Origin of the sequence: Streptomyces sp. NPDC091282, assembly GCF_044757385.1 — a bacterium.
GTDB classification, from domain to species: Bacteria; Actinomycetota; Actinomycetes; order Streptomycetales; family Streptomycetaceae; genus Streptomyces; species Streptomyces gramineus.
The window spans coordinates 890,629-906,506 of the sequence record NZ_JBIVUX010000002.1 but is presented as its reverse complement, the minus strand read 5'-3'; the positions used below and the strand labels follow the sequence as shown (position 1 = coordinate 906,506).

The window sequence follows — 15,878 nt, the reverse complement described above, 5'->3', positions numbered from 1 at the left end:
CCCCCCGGAGCGGTCAGGACCTGGCGAGGGCCAGGTCCCGGCAGGCTTCCTCGATCCAGGCGAGGGGGACCCCGCTGGGCAGGGCGTCGCCACGGACGTCGGCCGTCAGCGCGTCCCAGTCGTCATAGCCGTGGGCCCTCGCCACCGAGTCCCTGGCCTTCGCCTCCTGCGGAGGTGTCACCCTCGTGCGGCTCGTCTTGTGGTCCTTCAGCCGGCGGACGGCATGCCACAGCATCACCTCCGTCTCGAACTGCCGGAAATGACGGATCTTGTCCATCAGGTTCGCGGACAGGGACGGACGGTCCAGGAAGAGGCGCGCGAGAGCCGGCTCGACCGAGGGATTCCGGGACAGTTTCGACCCGCCTTTGGCGGTCAGCCCCGCGAAGTCGACCTGCCCGGCCAGCAGGAACCGGATGTATTTCTGGTACCGGCCGGTCCCGAAGACGAACGGGGGCAGGGACAGGTCGAGTTCCGTACGGCTGTGGCCGAGAAGCGGGTCGTGCGAGGCGTACCGCGGCCCCTGGTCGAACCGGCGGCCGTCCCCGTCGGCGGGAGCCCCGACGGGCAGGGCCGAGAGGAAGCGGACGGCCCGCAGCGCGTCCGTCCGCTTGATGTCGACGCGGGCCGCGGCTTCCGCGATCACGCCCCCCGGGTCGTCGATCCCGGCCTTCTTGAACAGCAGCCGCCAGACCCGGTCGGGATAGTACGACTCCTCGGCGACCCGGCGGAGTTCCGCCCCCTGGGACCGGGTGATCAGCTTGAGGCCGTACAGCCTCCTGACCGCCGCACGGATGTTGACCAGGGCGACGCTCACCGCGGCGTGGTCGTCGTCGGGATCCGTCGCCACCACGACGGGGTCGTCCGAGTCGAAGAGGCCGGCCCGGTACATCCGGTAGACGGCCCCGACACCGTGGACGCCGACGGGCCAGCACTCCGCGGCCCGTACGGCCCCCATGCTGGACGCCCCGACGACCTGAGCGCCGTCCCGGGCCACCTCGACGACCTCGCGCGGGGACACCGGGAGCACCTGCGAGAAGGAACCGTCGATGATGAGGATCCGGGAGCTGCCGCTCTCCCTGGCCCGGTAGACGTCGCCGCGTCGCGCGGGCGGAAGGACGTCCGCCTGCGGCAGCAGGGCCCGCGCCTCGCCCGGCGGCAGGGACGGCCCGGTGAAGATGGTGGTTCTCATGGCTCAGATCACCGATTCCAGCAGGCGGAGGGTGGGGGTGCGCGAACTCTCCCCGTAGGGGGAGGCGAGGCCCGGGACCAGGACACGGACCACCGGCACCCCGAGGTCCGCGCGGGTCAGTTCGGTCACCAGGCACCGGTCGTGTCCCGCGTCCCGCAGCCGGCCCACGATCGTGCGCAGGTTCTCCAGGATGCTGCCGCCAGCGTCCTCGGCCCGCGGGAACGGCAGGGAACCGGGGTTCCGGTACAGAGAGTCGATCCGCTTCATCTCGGCCGGCCTGCGCCCGGCCCGCCCGGTCTCGAACACCTCGCGCGCGCCCGTGGCGAAGCTCGCGTGGCCCTGGCACGCCTCGGTGAGGGCGCGCAGCAGCGCCCGTTCGGGCCGCAGGTCGGCCCCGTACCCGGGGAAGTAGGTCACCTTGCCCTCCTGCCCGAAGTAGCCGTCGTCGAAGAGGACGACCCGGACGACCGGCACGCCGATCACGTTGGTCAGATCCTGGATCCGCACGACCAGCTGCTGACCGGTCAGCGCGTCGAGGAGGTCCTTCGCGGCCCCGGCCGGGACCGACTCCGGGGAGACGACCCGCAGAGGCCGGCGGGGCGAGAAGAGCGGGTCGTGGTGCGCGGAGTAGAACGCCTCCTCCGACACCGCGTCGCGTTCGACGAGTTCACAGACGGCGTGCAGGACCGCCTCCGAGTACGTGTTCCCGGAGGCCAGCCCGTTGGTCTCGATCCGGGCCGTCATGCCTTCCGTGGCGGGATTGAGGACGAGGTCGGCCGGCACCAGATGATGGCCGCCGCGCGCCAGGTCGTACGCCCCCGTCCAGGAGAAGACCGCGTCGGGCCGGTACGCCGTGTCCAGCGGCAGGTTGAAGTCCGCCGGGTCGACCGCGCCGGCGGGAGCGAGGTCCGCGTAGGAACCCCTGACGATCCTGCGGGCCGGAAGCTCCTCGGCCGAGACGCGCTCGATCGCCTCCATGACGGCGCTGAGCTTCGCCGCGATCGGTGTCGCCCCCTTGCCCGCGCTCACCATCAGGTCCTCGGCCAGCGGGGTCACGGCCGACCACACGGGGGAGCTGATGTAGTCCAGCGGGGTGGTGTCGTACACGCGGGTGACGGGGACGCTCGGCAGCAGCGGTTCCAGGAGGTCCCACGTCTCCTCGAAGCTTCTGGCGTGTCCGGCGTCCGAACTCTCCGCGTCGGGCCGGAAGCTGTCCGGGCGCAGGGCTGTCAGGCTGTTCGGTTCGACCATCATCGTGATGCCTTCTCTGGAAGCGGGGACCGACGGGAGGGCGTACCGCCGCGCGTCGCTGCTGCTCTGCTGCGGCCTGCCTCAGGCGTCCCGCGCGACCACGAGGTCGTCGGCGAAACGCGCCCCGAAGTCCCCCTTCCACACCGCGGTCAGCCGGGGCAGTCCCTCCAGCACGCCGGTCGCCGCGAGCTGCAGCATCATCTCCCGCATGACCTGCCGCGTGAGGCCGGCGGCCAGACACGCGTGCCGGCCCCGCCCGAAGGCGACATGGCGGGCCCCGGTCCGGTCCGCGCGGAAGGTCTCCGGATCGGCGAACCGCCTCGGGTCGCGGTTGGCCGCCACGAGCACGAGGACCACGCGCGACTCGGCCCGGACGGTGTGCCCGTGCAGCGGCATCTCGGCCAGCGCGCGCCGGGTGGCCAGGTGGAAGGGCGTGACCAGCCGCAGCGCCTCGTCCACGGCGCCGTCGACGTCCTCCTTCAGGTCGACGGCGGCGCTCTCCGGCCCGGTCAGCGCCTCCAGCAGGCGGGCGACGGCCGCCGCGGTGGGCTCCAGCGCGCCGCTCACCAGCTGGGCGTAGATCGCGGTCGCGTCCAGGAGATCCAGCGTCCCGTCGGTCAGAGCGCGGCTCAGCGCCGAGGCGAGGACCCCCCGGGGAGTCGTGCAGCGCTGTGCGACGAGCGCGGTCAGCTCGTCCAGGGCCTCCTCCGCGAGCCGCCCGACGGCCGGGTCGTACGTCTCGATCGGCCCGACCGCCAGGATCCGGGTGGCGCAGTCCGCGAGCTGTGCCAGCCCGTCCGGCTCCTCGTCCAGCAGATCGCTCAGGCCGGCCGCCAGAGCGGGCCTGACGACGTCGGAGAACAGCCGGTCGGGCGTCACCGCGGGGCTCGTCGCCGCCACGGAGTCCGTCATCGCCGCGACCATCCGCCGGACCGCGGCGGGCGTGAACAGCGGCAGGAGCAGACGCCGCATACCGGTGTGCCGCGGCGGATCGGAGAAGACGGGCCAGCGGTCGATGAACTCCGTCACCCGCCAGTAGGTGTTCTCCTGCTCCTCCGTCAGCGAGGGCGGGCAGTAGGTCTCCACCTGGGCGCCGAGCCGGGGATCGGGCAGCAGGTCGTACACGTCGTCGTACCGCGTCACGTACCACGTGTTCGTGGTCTCGTCCCAGTGCACGCCGTGCGACTCACGCACTTCGTCGAACCACTTGACCGGTTCCGCTTCCCGGTCCGTCGGGATCTGCGCCACCGTGGTCTGCGCCGTTACGTTGTCCATCACAATCCAACCCGTTCGATTCGCGCGCTTCACAAGGCCGACGGAGTGCCGGGGGAGGGGCTACAGGAGAGTCCGGTCGGCGAGCAGATAGCTCGTCAGCTCCTGACGCGCCTCGGCCGACTCCGGCACGGCCGCGTACGTCGTGGTGATCTGCCGCCGCCGGTCGCCGCCGCCGAACGACGCGTGGTAGGAGTGCGGATCGAAGGCGATGAGATCACCGGGTGAGGAGTCGACGGCGAAGGCCGGCACCTCCTCGGGCCGCATCCCGAGGCGACGCCCCGGGTTCTCCAGGTCCGCGGCGAACGAGTCCCAGCTCCCGCCTCTGCGGTGGGTGCCCGGAATGATCCGCAGCGCTCCGGTGCCGCGGTCGAGCGGCTCCAGATACTGGACGATCTTCAGGAGCCGCAGGGCGCGGTGGTCGCCGTCCCGGTGCCAGTAGCTGGCGCCGTCGTAGCGGACCCCGTCGCCGCCGACGTAGACGACGTCCGTGCCCAGCAGCCGGCGGGCCACCCGGGGGCACCGGTCGTCGGCCAGGAGCGCCTTCTGGAGCACCTCGCTGCGCTCGGCGATCCGGGCGACTCCCGCCCGCCCCTTGCGGCCGACCTGCGGGAAGTTCTCGAAGACGTCCTCGAAGGCGTCGGAGACGGCCGGTACGACGTCGTCCTGCACGCCGCGCAGGTGGAGGAAGCCGAACGTCCTGAAGCGGGTGACCTCGGCGTCGGTCACCGACAAGGGGGCGAGTTTCATCCGATGGACACCGATCCGGAGACGTAGCGGTTGAGGAAGTAGCGGCGCGTGTCGCGCTGCTCGGTCTCGGTCACCGGCTCACCGACGCAGTTGAACGCCAGCTGCCGCCGTACGTCGCCGTGCCAGGCCGCGTGCATGACGTTCGTGTCGAAGACGATGACGTCGCCCGGCCGGGACTCGACGACCACCGCCGGGACGTCGCCGCCGGTGAGGCCGAGGTCCTCCCGGTGCCTGATGACGTGCTGGGTCGGTTCCCCGAGCCAGCCGTTGTCGGCGCGGTGCGAACCGGGGAGGAAGCGCAGGGCGCCCGTGTCGTGCGCGGTGGCGTCCAGGTACAGCACGAACCGCAGGAACGGCGTGGTGTAGAAGCCGTCCGAGTGCCAGTACGAGTCGCCGACGAGCGCGTTGGCGTCGCCGGTGATGACCTGGTGGCGGCGTTCGAAGAACGCCCCGCAGAGCGCGCCCACCCACGCCGATCCGGAGATCCGCCGCAGCTCGGGCATCTCGTCGAGGGCGTCGAACCGGGTGACCCGTTCGGCCGGGGCACCGTCGGCCGGCAGCTCGATCAGCCGGTCGAAGGCGTGCCCCAGTTCCTCCACGGCGTCCGCGGCGGCGCCCGGGAGGTGGGCGAATCCGAACACCCGCAGCCGCTGCGCGACCTCGGTCTCATCGAGCGGCATGGGACCGCCCGGGTGCGGAGTGCCGGGCGGCGGACGCGAGCCAGGCCGGTCCCGCCGTGTAGTCGTCCAGCTGCTCCCCGGTCCTGGCACCGATGACCACGGCCTCGGGGCGGTAGATCTCGTGGATCTCGGCGATCCTGGCGGCGATCGTCTGCGCCCTGCGCTCGGCCGGCACCTCCCGCAGCCGGGAGCCGCCCGAGAAGAGGCTGCGGATCACGAGCCGGTAGTCGGCGAGGAGGTGCCGCACGGTCGTGTCCCGCGGATCCAGCTGGTCCGCCTCGCACATGACCACGCTGCCGGCGGGCAGCCGGCCGGCGATCTGCGGCAGGCTCACGTCCGGCAGCAGCACGCTGACGCCCACCAGATCCGCCTGCCCCGTCCGCGAGCAGTGCCCGGCGAACCCGGCGAAGTCGATGTCCGACACCCGCCGCGGCTCCGGATTGTGCACGAAGGCGACCTCGACGTGGTCGCGGCCGAGCCGCTTCAGGCTGCCCTCCAGCGACTTGGCCATTCCTTCGAGGCCGTAGTCCAGGGTGGGCAGCGGCGTGGTGGTGTCGATCCCGACCTTGGTCCAGACCGACGCGTCGGCGGGAAGGTGCGCGCCGAGGTCCTCCTCCGCTCTCCCGCGGGCGTACACGGGCGAGGTGTCGAACGTGGTGAAGCCGCGGGCGGTCGCGCCCTCGACGAACTCCCGGCCCTCGTCGGCGTCGCGGCCCAGCACCATCAGGCCGTTGAAGGACCCCGAGCAGCGCATGGTGCCGACCACCACGGACGGCTGATCCTGCATCGTGTTCATGGACGACTCACCCTTCGTGGGATTCCGAACGGCAGATCGCCATGCACGCCAGACCGGTGGTCGGTGGTTCGCAGAACGACTGCCTGAGCGCTTCGCCGATCTCCTGCCGCGTCGCGAAGACCGACACCTGCTGAGAACTGTCGTAGGGGCAGCGGCGCAGGAAGCCGTCCGCGGACAGGTACAGCCGTGCGGACTGGCAGGACCGCACGACCGGGCCGCGCAGCCACTCGTGGTAGTCCGACACCACCGTCCGCAGCTGCTCCGACATGCCGAAGAACGTGTCGATCAGCGCCAGGTCGCGCTTGAGGTGGGGGTTCTCGAAACGGAACGTCGGCGACGGCAGCAGCGGGCTGACCTCCACCGGGACCTCGGCCGCCTCGACCACCGAGACGATGTCCTTCAGGTCGTCCTCGTCCAGTTCGAAGGCGGTGACGTGCAGGCTCGCCCGGCGGTGTCCCAGCGCCTCGAAGACCTTCGGTGTCGAGGAGATGGTCCGGCCGGTACGGCCGATCTCGTCCGCCCTGCGGCTGTCGGCGGAGACGGTGACATGGCTGAGCATGCCGGCGACACCGGCGAGGGCATCGAGCCGCGGGCCGGTCCTGGCGGCGGTGACCACCGAGGTGCGGAAGCCGAACTGCATCGCGACGCGCACGAGTTGACGGAACTCCGGGTGGTCGGTCGGCTCGCCGCCGGACAGGCACAGCTCGTCCACGCCGAGTTCGTGGAGCCGCGACAGGGCCCGTGCGTAGGTCTCCAGGCTCAGGACGTCGCGCCCGACATCGGCGCGGAAGCAGAACCGGCAGTTCACTTCGCAGTTGTCGGCGGTCGAGACGAGCACTCCGCTGAGTGCTCCGAGGCTGTCGGTCACTGCAACCCCGTCTGGTCGGTGAGGGCGAGTTCGAGACCCACCTGGAAGAAGTCGCACATCTGCGGGTCGGGCTCGGGGTTGTTCCGGAGCGAGACGTCGTTGCGGGACGGACCACCGCAGACGGCGGCCGCGGGGCACTCGCCGCACTGCTTGGCCGGCAGGAGGTTCTTGGCGGCTCCCGCGAGGAGTTCCGGCTGCTCGCGAAGCTGGCTGATCGGGAAGACGAACGAGTCGTCGCGCCAGTTCAGGTCGAGGATGGAGATGCGCCCGCGGGACAGCAGGGCCGCGTTCAGGCCGCCGTCCTGCTGGATGTGCTCGTACATCTTCGGCAGGCGGGTGTCCAGGGCCTGGTAGATGCGGTCGAGCGAGGAGAACAGCATGGCGCCGCGGGACAGCGCGAGGAGCCGGGAACGGAACACGGCGCGGCACAGCGCCTCGCCGTCGACGTGCCAGCGGCCGGAGATCGGAATGGGGGTGTTGACGTAGATGAAGTTGATGCCGAGGGACAGCACGTACTCGACGGTGTCCGGCAGGTTGCTCACGTTGATCGGCGTGGGGGTGAGGTTGCAGCCCACGTGCACCCCGGCGTCGAGCAGCCGCTGGATGTTCCGGTGGATCCGCTGGTCGGCGGGCTTGCCGGACAGCAGGAACCGCTCGACCTTGTTGTCGTCGGGAGCCCCGTCGAAGGAGACGCCCACGCCGTACTTGAACTTCTTGAAGTGCTCGATCATGGGGTCCTTGATGAGGACGCCATTGGTGACGACGGTGAACTGCACCCGCCCCACCCCGTGCTTCTCGGCGAGTTCGAGAGCGTACTCGTCGCCGTACTGCATCAGGTCGAACCGCGTGGTCGGCTCGCCGCCGAACCACTGGATGGTGACCTCCTCCTGACCCGCGTTCTGCTCGAAGAGGTACTCGAGCCCCTCGCGGAGGTCGGGGATGGTGATGTCGTCGGCGCCCGTGTTGGTGTCCACGAAGCAGTACGTGCAGGTCATGTTGCAGCGGTCGGTCACCACGATGCGGTATCCGCTGATCCGCGGCGGCTTTCCGGTCATGCCGAGCCCGTTGATCCGGTCGAAGATGAGATCGCGCTGAGGTGCGGCCGGCGGCTCGGAGGTGAAGCCCAGCTGTTTCATCTCCGCCAGGATCTGAGGCTCGTCGTCGCGTATCCGCTTCATCTCGTCGGCGGTGAGACTCGCGCTCCCCAGGGAGACGGGATCGAAGACGATACCCTCCGCTCCCTGCGCGACAAGCAAATACTTGTTCCAGAGTCGATCGGCATCGTTCGTCACGGTGAACTCCTAAAGAAACGGAACCAGCCATGCGTCGGAACGAACCGCACAGCGAGAAGCCCGCTGCGGTGCCACCGTCGCTTGCCGATGACACCGCAGCAGGATGGATCGATCAGTCTTCTTGCGCGATGTTCGCGTCCTTCAGGACGCCCTGAACGATCTCGGTGTAGTGCTTCTTGAGATGCTCGGTGTTCTCGGCCGTCGCACCGTCGGCGAGGACGATGATGCCGGGCAGCGACGGGTTGGGCGCCATCAGGACGATGCCGGGCGGGTCAAGGCTGATCGCCATGACGGCGTCCTCGACCGGCACCCACTCGATCCGCTCCTTGACGGCGTCCATGACGCTGACCTGCTTGGCCTTGAAGTCCTCGCGCTCGCCGAACCACACGCCCGACTTACCGCGCGATCCCACGGCGTCGGCGTAGATGAGGTGGTTGTCCTTCTGTTCGCGGGGTTTGGGCATTCAAACGCCTCCTAAGAAAGGGCCGAATTCGGTCCGCGCCGCCCCGGAGCTGAATTACTGAATGCTCCACGGCTTTTTCTGCGCATATTGCGACCGCTGGCGCCCACTCTCGCACGCCGGAGAATATACGTGGTCCATCCCTGGTATATTCGACGTGCGCCCCGCCATTTCGGCATTCCCGTTCCGCCGCGAAACGGATTTCGCCGACGTGCCGTGATGTGCCCTCAGGAGCCGGCTGCCGGCTCCGTCAGGTGGCGTCCGCCGGTGCGGAACCGCCCGGCAGCCGGCCGAGGATCCGGCTGACATCGTTGGCATCGGGCAGACCGAGCCCGGTGAAGAGTTCGTACGCCTTGGCGAGCCGCAGGCGGGCGGTCTCGACGGCGCCGCGGTCGGCCTCGGCCCGGCCCAGGACCATCAACGCGTAGGCGTGGTCCCGGACGGCTCCGATCTGCTCGCACCGGGCCACGGCCTCGGTGGCGTACCGCACCGCCTCGTCGTACCGGCCCGTCCTGCGGAGCGTCTCGGCGAGCCGGTACAGGGCGTGCGCCTCGCGCCCCCGGATGCCGGCGGACCGGCAGACCGCGAGGCACTCGGTGTAGCGGGCGACGGCGTCGCCGAACCGCTCGTGCTCGTGCAGCGCCAGCGCCAGCACGTACAACGCGTAGGCGACGCCCGGAAGATCGCCCAGGGAACGCAGGGTCACCAGCGTCGCCTCGCAGGCCGGTATCGCCTCGGCGGCCCGGCCGCTGCGCACCCGGGCGAGCGCCGCGTTGATGGTGGTCGCCGCCTCGCCGGACCTGTGGCCGAGGACCCGGGCGAGCGCGATCGCCTCGTCGAAGCACTCCACCGCCTCGTCGTAGCGATGCAGGAACATGACCGCCACACCGAGGTTGTTGAGCGCCTGCCGGAGGATGACCGTGTCCTTCGTGCTCCGGGACGCCGTGACGGCCAGCCGCGCGTGCTCCTCGGTGTCGGACGGGCGGGCGGCCTGCAGGGCGATGCTGCTGCACAGCAACTGGGCCCGGCCCAGCACCCGTTGGTCGCCCCGCAGCCCGGCCTCCCGCGCCAGCTCCAGGGCGGCGGACCGCAGCTCCTCGAACCGGACGTCCGCGCAGAAGGGACTGACCGCGATGAGGAGGTCCACGGCGGTCCGCAACTGACCGTCGTAGGGCTCCGACCGCAGCCCCACGGTGTGCAGCGCGGCCGCCGTCACCAGCCCGATCTCACCGGTGATCCAGGAACGGGCCGTGTGGACGTCGTCGAAGCGCAGCCCCTGGGACCGCAGCGGGCCGAGGGAGTTCGCCACCGGGTCGCCGGGCACGGCCTGCTCGAAGGCGTTGCACGCGGTGGCCAGCAGGTAGTCGAGCAGTCTGCCGAAGGCCTGCCGGGTCTCGTCCGGGTGTTCCGGCTCCGTGCACTGGGCGAAGGCGCGGAGCAGGTCGTGGTAGTGGTAGCGACCCGGTTCGGGGGACTCCAGCATGGCGGCGTCCACCAGGGCCTCCAGCAGCTCCTCCGCCGTCTCCTCGTCCGTCGCGAGGGCGGCCGCCGCCACCGGCAGCCCGAAGTCCAGGGATCCCGGGACGGCGAGCAGCCGGAAGGCGCGGGCCTGTTCGGGCGGCAGTTGCCGGTAGCCGAGTTCGAAGACCGCGTGGATCGACACCTCGCCGACGCGCAGTTCCTCGATGCGCCGCTGCTCGTTGGCGAGCCGGGCGGTCAGCGTCGCGACGGCCCATCGCGGCCGGGACGCCAGCCTGGTGGCCACGATCCGGATCGCCAGCGGCAGGAATCCGCACAGCCGGAGCAGTTCGAGCGCCTGGTCACGCTCGGCGTCGAGCCGTTCCTGCCCGATGACCGCGCCGAGCAGCGAGAGGGCCTCGTCGGGCGTGAACGTGTCGATGCCGAGCTGCTTGGTGACCGGCAGACCGAAGAGCCGGGACCTGCCGGTGATGATGACCCCGCAGCCGACCGACCCGGGCATCAGGTCCAGCACCTGCGAGGCGTCCCGCGCGTTGTCCAGGACGATCAGCACCCGGTGCCCGTCCAGCATCGAACGGAAGAGCTTGGTCCGGTCCTCCAGGGTGTCGGGTACGGCCTCGGCGGCGACGCCCAGCGACAGCAGGAACCCCGTCAGGACGCCCGCGGGCTCGGCCGGATTGTCGTCGGCGCCGCGCAGATCGGCGTAGAGCTGCCCGTCCGGGTAGGCGTGCCGTACGCCGTGGGCGGTGAACAGGGCCAGCGAGGTCTTCCCGATCCCGCCCATCCCGGCTATGGCCACGACGGTCGGCGCGCGCCGGCCGGGCGTCGTCAGCAGGGTGTGCATGTCGCTGACGGCGTCGGTGCGGCCGGCGAAGTCGGGCAGCAGCGGCGGAAGCTGCGCCGGTACGGGCAGCGGCTCCCGGTCCCGGACGGGCGCGGGAAGCGGTTCGGGCGCCTTCGGCTCGTCGGGCGCCGCGGGTTCCTCGACGGCCGCTATGGACAGGGCCGGATCGTTCTCCAGGACCTGCCGGTAGACGGCGGTCAGCTCGGGCCCCGGATCGATGCCCTGTTCCTCCAGCAGCAGCTTCCTGACACCGCTGAACACCGCGAGCGCGTCGGCCTGTCTGCCCGCCCCGTAGAGCGCGCGCATCAGCAGGCCGTACGGACGCTCGCGCAGGGGGTACATGGCGGTGAGGTCCGCGAGGTCGGGAATGACCTGACGGTGGCGGCCGAGGGCCAGATCGAGGTCGAAACGTTCCTCCAGCAGGGCGATCCGTAATTCCTCAAGCCGGTCGCGCTGCCGCATGGCGAAGGGGCCCGGCACTCCGGCCAGCGTCTCTCCCTGCCACAGGTCCAGCGCGCGCACCAGCCTGTCGCTCGCCTCCTCCAGCCGGCCCGAAGCGCGTGCCTGGGCCGCCTCGCGCGTGAGCGTCTCGGCCTGTCCGACGTCCAGCGAGGACGGGGGGACGACCAGGCGGTAGCCGTCGCCGACCGACACCAGCACGCTCGGCGCGGAGCGGTCCGGCTCCAGGAGCCTGCGCAACTGCCAGGCGTAGGTACGGATCGTGGTGGTGGCCTTGCTCGGGGGCGTGGGACCCCACAACGCGTCCACCAGCTGCGTCTTCGACGCGGTGTGTCCCGGCCGCAGGAGCAGGACCGCGAGCATCGCCCGGAGCTGGGGCGGACCGAGGTGCAGTTCGGCGTCGCCGCGGTACGCGCGGACCGCTCCGAGAACGGCGAAGAACAGTTCGTCCGTCACCTCGCCCAGGCCCTCCTCGCCCGACCACTCCCAACGCCGTCGTCACCACCGTGGTCACGAACTCACCGTGGGGATCGGTTCACGTTCGGATCGATCGCCTGTGCGCTGAGATGGCCAGCCGACCGAGGCCGGCGGACAACCAGCTTATCAATCGCGCCGGTTCCTCCTCGAAAATGTGTATACAACCCGCCGCCGCCGGGACCGCGGAGCGGGAACGGCGGCTCCGGGGGAGGACATGCGAACGGCCGGCACGACGTGTCCGCCGTGCCGGCCGAGGTGCGGTCGAGGCCGCTCCGGCCGCGTGGCCGGGCGGATCTCTCAGACCAGGGACTCCCAGTCGACGATGCCCTCCGCGAGGTCGCGGACCCCGGCGAGCAGGCCCAGCCTGTTGGCCCGGACCGCGGGGTCCTCGGACATCACCAGGACGTTGTCGAAGAAGATGTTCACCGCGTCGACCAGTTCGCCCGTCTCCGCGGCGAAGCGGACGAGCGAGGTCTCCCCTTCGAGGACCTGCCGGCACTTGGCCAGGGCGGCGTGCAGGGCCTGTTCGGCGGGCTCGTGCAGCTGCTCCGGGTCGTACACCGCCTCCAGCCCGGCCGGCACGATGCGCCGGACCCGCTGGAACGCCGCGAGCACGGTGGCGAACCGGGCGTCACCCTGCAGGCTTTCCAGCTCCTCCAGGGTCCGCGCGGCCAGCCGCGGCGAGTCGCCGCGCACCAGCACCGCGCGGACGTCGGTGGTGGAGTGCCCCAGCTCGATCAGCTGCTGCTCGAAGCGGCGCAGCACGAACTGGGCCGCGTCCTCCAGGTGCCGCTGCTCGACCGCGACGGCCTGGTACTCCGCCGCGACGGCCAGCGCCTGGCCGAGCCTGATCGCGGCCAGGTCGCTCCTGCCGAGGAGGATGTTGACCACGCCCAGCGCGGAGCGGCGCAGCCCGAACGCGTCGGAGCTGCCGGTGGGTTCGGCCCCGATCGCGAAGAGGCCGACCAGCAGGTCGAGCCGGTCCGCCAGCGCCAGCAGGGCGCCCGGCAGGGTCTCGGGCAGCGCGTCGCCGGCGGAGCGCGGCAGCTCGTTCTCGTAGAGGGCCTGCGCCACCGCCTGGCTCTCGCCCGCGCGCACGGCGTATTCGCGCGCCATGATGCCCGCGAGGCTGGACAGTTCGGTGACCATCTGGGAGCCGAGGTCGAACTTGGTCAGGGCCGCGGCCCGTTCCAGGACCTCGCGGTCCGGGCCGGACAGGCCGACGGCTTGCGCGAGCCGCAGGGCGATCGCCGAGATGCGGTCGGCGCGGTCCGCCATGGAGCCCAGACGCTCCTCGAACGTGAGGAGGCGCGTCTTCTGCCGCATCTCGCTCAGCGGGGTCTCCAGGTCCGCCTTCCAGAAGAAGGAGGCGTCCTCGTACCGGGCCCGCAGGACCGCCTCGTTGCCGTGGCGGACGACGTCGTGGTCGCACGCTCCGTTGGCCACCGCGACGAAGTGGGGCAGCATGCTGCCGCCGGCGTCCACCACGGGAAGGTAGCGCTGGTGCTTGCGCATGACGGTGACGAGGATGTCCGCGGGCAGCGTCAGGTACTTCGGGTCGAAGTTCCCGAGGATCGGGGTGGGGGACTCGACCAGGTTGGTGATCTCGTCGATCAGCGCGCCGTACTGCTCCGTCTGGATGTGTCCGCCCACGGCCTCGGCGAGCCGGGCCGCGCCGTCCACCACGAGGCGCCGCCGCTCGGCGGCGTCCGCGAGGATTCCGTGCTCCTTCAGAAAGGGCAGGTACCCGTCGGCGGTCGCCACCTCCGCGGTGGGCGGCACCGCGTCACGGTGGACCTGCGTCGTCCGTCCCGACGTCAGGCTGGACACCGTGAAAGGGACGACCCGCTCCCCCAGCAGGGCCACGATCCAGCGGATCGGACGGGTGAAGGAGAGCCGCGGGGCGTTCCACCGCATGTTCTTCTCGGAGCGGAGTCCGGTCACGACCTCGGCGAGGAGAGCGGACAGGACCTCCTCGGCGGGGCGTCCGACGACCTGCCGGGTGAGCGCGACATGCTCGTTGGCACCGACGGTGACACGGCCGAGGTGCGCCGGTTCGGCGCCGTTGCTCCTGGCGAAGCCGACGGCCGCCTTGGTGGGGTTCCCCTCCGCGTCGTACGCCGCCGAGACCCGCGGCCCGCGCACGGTCTGCTCGTAGTCGGCCTCGCGGGGTTCCACGGCGAGGACGGTGGCCACCACGCGCCGGGGGCTGGCGTCGACCGTGATCTCACCGTGCCCGAGCCGGGTGGCGCCGAGCTTCTCCGTCAGCGCGGTGCGCACCGCCTGCGCGGTCCGGGTGACCTCGGCCGGCGGCATCTCCTCCACGCCGATCTCCACCACGAGGGTGGCCGGTCCCGGTTCGGCCGGCGGGGCCACCGCGTCCTGCTCGGCCACCGCGCTCTGCTCGGCCGCCGCGGGTTCCGCGGCGGCCGTGCGGTTCTGGGCCTCGTCCGCCGCGACCGCGGTGGGGGCCGGGACCGCGGTGGAGGCCGGGACCACGTCGCCGCCCGACACGCGGCCGAGGGGGAAACCGAGTTCCTCGCGGCGCGCGACCCACAGCTCGGCGACCTCGTGCGCCAGCCCGCGCATCCGGGCGAAGGAACGCGCCCGCTCCGTGGTGGAGATGGCGCCTCGCGCGTCGAGCACGTTGAACGCGTGCGAGCACTTGAGGACGAAGGAGTACGCGGGAACGGGAAGACGCGCGTCGAGCATCCGGCGCGCCTCGCCCGCGTAGGCCTCGAAAAGGCTCCGCTGGGTCTCCAGGTCGGCCTCGTCGAGGTAGTACCGGCTCATCTCGTACTCGGCCTGGCCGAAGGCCTCGCCGTAGGTGACACCCGGCGCGTACTTGAGGTCCTTGAAGTGATTGACGCCCTGGAGCGCCATCAGGATGCGCTCCATGCCGTAGGTGATCTCGACGGACACCGGGTCCAGGGTGATGCCGCCGGCCTGCTGGAAGTAGGTGAACTGGGTGATTTCCAGACCATCGAGCCATACTTCCCAGCCGAGCCCCCAGGCGCCCAGCGCCGGGGACGCCCAGTTGTCCTCGACGAAGCGAATGTCATGTGCCGCCGTGTCGATGCCCAGTGCCTGGAGACTGCCCAGGAAAAGCTCCTGCGCGTTTCCGGGCTCGGGCTTGAGGATGACCTGGTACTGCGTGTGGGTCTGCAGCCGATTCGGGTTCTCGCCGTAACGGGAGTCGTCGGGCCTGACGCTCGGTTCCACGTATGCGACACGCCACGGCTCCGGTCCCTGGACCCGCAGGAACGTAGCGGGGTTGAGCGTGCCCGCACCCACCTCGGTGTTCATGGGCTGAACGACCAAACACCCGTGTTCGGTCCAGTACTTGTTCAGCACCAGCAGTGCTTCTTGCATCGTCAACACCGAGATCATTCCTCCACGGGTACGGCACATGCTCAGGGCATCTCCCGGCTGAGGCTCAGGAGACCATGGCCTGCGGGAGTCTACCAATCAGGGCGTTTCCGCTCGGCATCGCCGGGGAGCCAACGGGGGCCTCGGCCGGGCCATTTGCGACCGGCCCCGCGGGCCGCCCGACGGGCCTGCGAGCGGCCGGGGCCTGCCGGCGGCCGTCGCCACGGGCGTGGGCGTCCGCGGCCGCGTCCCGCGGCCGGACGCGCGCGTGCCCGGCGCCCGGACAGGGCGCGCGGCGCGAAGATCTAGGGAATCCACTAGTTTTCCCGGGCCGCCGTTCTGCCCGTCGATTTCCATGCCACCATGAGTGTGGATGTTTATGCGGAACCATTCCCTCTTGCCCGCGCTATTGGTTCGCGGTACCGGCGGGCTGGAATTCCTGCACGGCGGGACGGAGCATAGCGCGGACGGCGAATCGAGGGTTGACCGATCGAATATTGCTCTCTATGGTTCAGTCGTTCGGTCATCCGGACGTGAAGTGAATGCATTACATCCCCTGTGCTTCCTTTCGTCAGGTGGTTCGGTGCCTGTAGTGGATTTCGTCCGGGCACCGCTTTTCGGTGATTTCTTGGTGTGGCTCGACACCGTTCTCTGGTTACAGAATCCGATCCACGGATGCGAAGAAGCCTCAT

The 15,878-nt window shown here is 70.8% G+C and carries 11 protein-coding genes; all 11 read right to left on the bottom strand.

Features of this window, described 5'->3' with window-relative positions:
* Positions 1 to 13: 13 nt before the first annotated feature.
* Positions 14 to 1,189, bottom strand: coding sequence for a TfuA-like protein (locus ACIQOE_RS11125; protein WP_401411018.1), 1,176 nt, complete (start codon positions 1,187 to 1,189; stop codon positions 14 to 16).
* Between the two features lie 3 nt (positions 1,190 to 1,192).
* Positions 1,193 to 2,443, bottom strand: coding sequence for a YcaO-like family protein (locus ACIQOE_RS11120; RefSeq protein WP_401411016.1), 1,251 nt, complete (start codon positions 2,441 to 2,443; stop codon positions 1,193 to 1,195).
* A gap of 78 nt (positions 2,444 to 2,521) precedes the next feature.
* Positions 2,522 to 3,715, bottom strand: coding sequence for a cytochrome P450 (locus ACIQOE_RS11115; protein WP_401411014.1), 1,194 nt, complete (start codon positions 3,713 to 3,715; stop codon positions 2,522 to 2,524).
* Between the two features lie 60 nt (positions 3,716 to 3,775).
* Positions 3,776 to 4,441 (bottom strand): phytanoyl-CoA dioxygenase family protein, encoded by a 666-nt coding sequence (locus tag ACIQOE_RS11110; RefSeq protein ID WP_365561566.1) that lies wholly within the window; start codon positions 4,439 to 4,441, stop codon positions 3,776 to 3,778.
* Between the two features lie 17 nt (positions 4,442 to 4,458).
* Positions 4,459 to 5,142, bottom strand: a complete 684-nt coding sequence (locus ACIQOE_RS11105; protein WP_365561493.1) for a phytanoyl-CoA dioxygenase family protein — start codon at positions 5,140 to 5,142, stop codon at positions 4,459 to 4,461.
* Entirely contained in the window at positions 5,129 to 5,938 is an 810-nt protein-coding gene (locus ACIQOE_RS11100) for an aldo/keto reductase family protein (RefSeq protein WP_401411012.1), read from the bottom strand. The genes ACIQOE_RS11105 and ACIQOE_RS11100 overlap by 14 nt, the downstream gene beginning before the upstream one ends.
* Before the next feature lie 7 nt (positions 5,939 to 5,945).
* Positions 5,946 to 6,806 carry a radical SAM protein gene (locus ACIQOE_RS11095; RefSeq protein ID WP_351937322.1) on the bottom strand — a complete coding sequence of 287 codons (861 nt, stop codon included), beginning with the start codon at positions 6,804 to 6,806 and terminating at the stop codon, positions 5,946 to 5,948.
* Positions 6,803 to 8,098 carry a radical SAM protein gene (locus ACIQOE_RS11090; protein ID WP_351937323.1) on the bottom strand — a complete coding sequence of 432 codons (1,296 nt, stop codon included), beginning with the start codon at positions 8,096 to 8,098 and terminating at the stop codon, positions 6,803 to 6,805. The genes ACIQOE_RS11095 and ACIQOE_RS11090 overlap by 4 nt, the downstream gene beginning before the upstream one ends.
* 112 nt (positions 8,099 to 8,210) lie before the next feature.
* Positions 8,211 to 8,561, bottom strand: coding sequence for a hypothetical protein (locus ACIQOE_RS11085; protein ID WP_351315435.1), 351 nt, complete (start codon positions 8,559 to 8,561; stop codon positions 8,211 to 8,213).
* 247 nt (positions 8,562 to 8,808) lie between these two features.
* Positions 8,809 to 11,796, bottom strand: a complete 2,988-nt coding sequence (locus ACIQOE_RS11080) for an AfsR/SARP family transcriptional regulator (RefSeq protein WP_401411009.1) — start codon at positions 11,794 to 11,796, stop codon at positions 8,809 to 8,811.
* 318 nt (positions 11,797 to 12,114) lie between these two features.
* Positions 12,115 to 15,189: a glycine--tRNA ligase gene (locus ACIQOE_RS11075; protein ID WP_401411572.1), complete on the bottom strand. Its 3,075-nt coding sequence runs from the start codon at positions 15,187 to 15,189 to the stop codon at positions 12,115 to 12,117.
* Between the last annotated feature and the right edge of the window lie 689 nt (positions 15,190 to 15,878).

Coding starts and splice junctions, on each gene's coding strand:
- ACIQOE_RS11120 (WP_401411016.1), bottom strand. CDS start 2,443: ATGATGGTCGAACCGAACAGCCTGACAGCCCTGCGCCCGGACAGCTTC.
- ACIQOE_RS11085 (WP_351315435.1), bottom strand. CDS start 8,561: ATGCCCAAACCCCGCGAACAGAAGGACAACCACCTCATCTACGCCGAC.
- ACIQOE_RS11115 (WP_401411014.1), bottom strand. CDS start 3,715: ATGGACAACGTAACGGCGCAGACCACGGTGGCGCAGATCCCGACGGAC.
- ACIQOE_RS11125 (WP_401411018.1), bottom strand. CDS start 1,189: ATGAGAACCACCATCTTCACCGGGCCGTCCCTGCCGCCGGGCGAGGCG.
- ACIQOE_RS11100 (WP_401411012.1), bottom strand. CDS start 5,938: ATGAACACGATGCAGGATCAGCCGTCCGTGGTGGTCGGCACCATGCGC.
- ACIQOE_RS11105 (WP_365561493.1), bottom strand. CDS start 5,142: ATGCCGCTCGATGAGACCGAGGTCGCGCAGCGGCTGCGGGTGTTCGGA.
- ACIQOE_RS11075 (WP_401411572.1), bottom strand. CDS start 15,189: ATGCAAGAAGCACTGCTGGTGCTGAACAAGTACTGGACCGAACACGGG.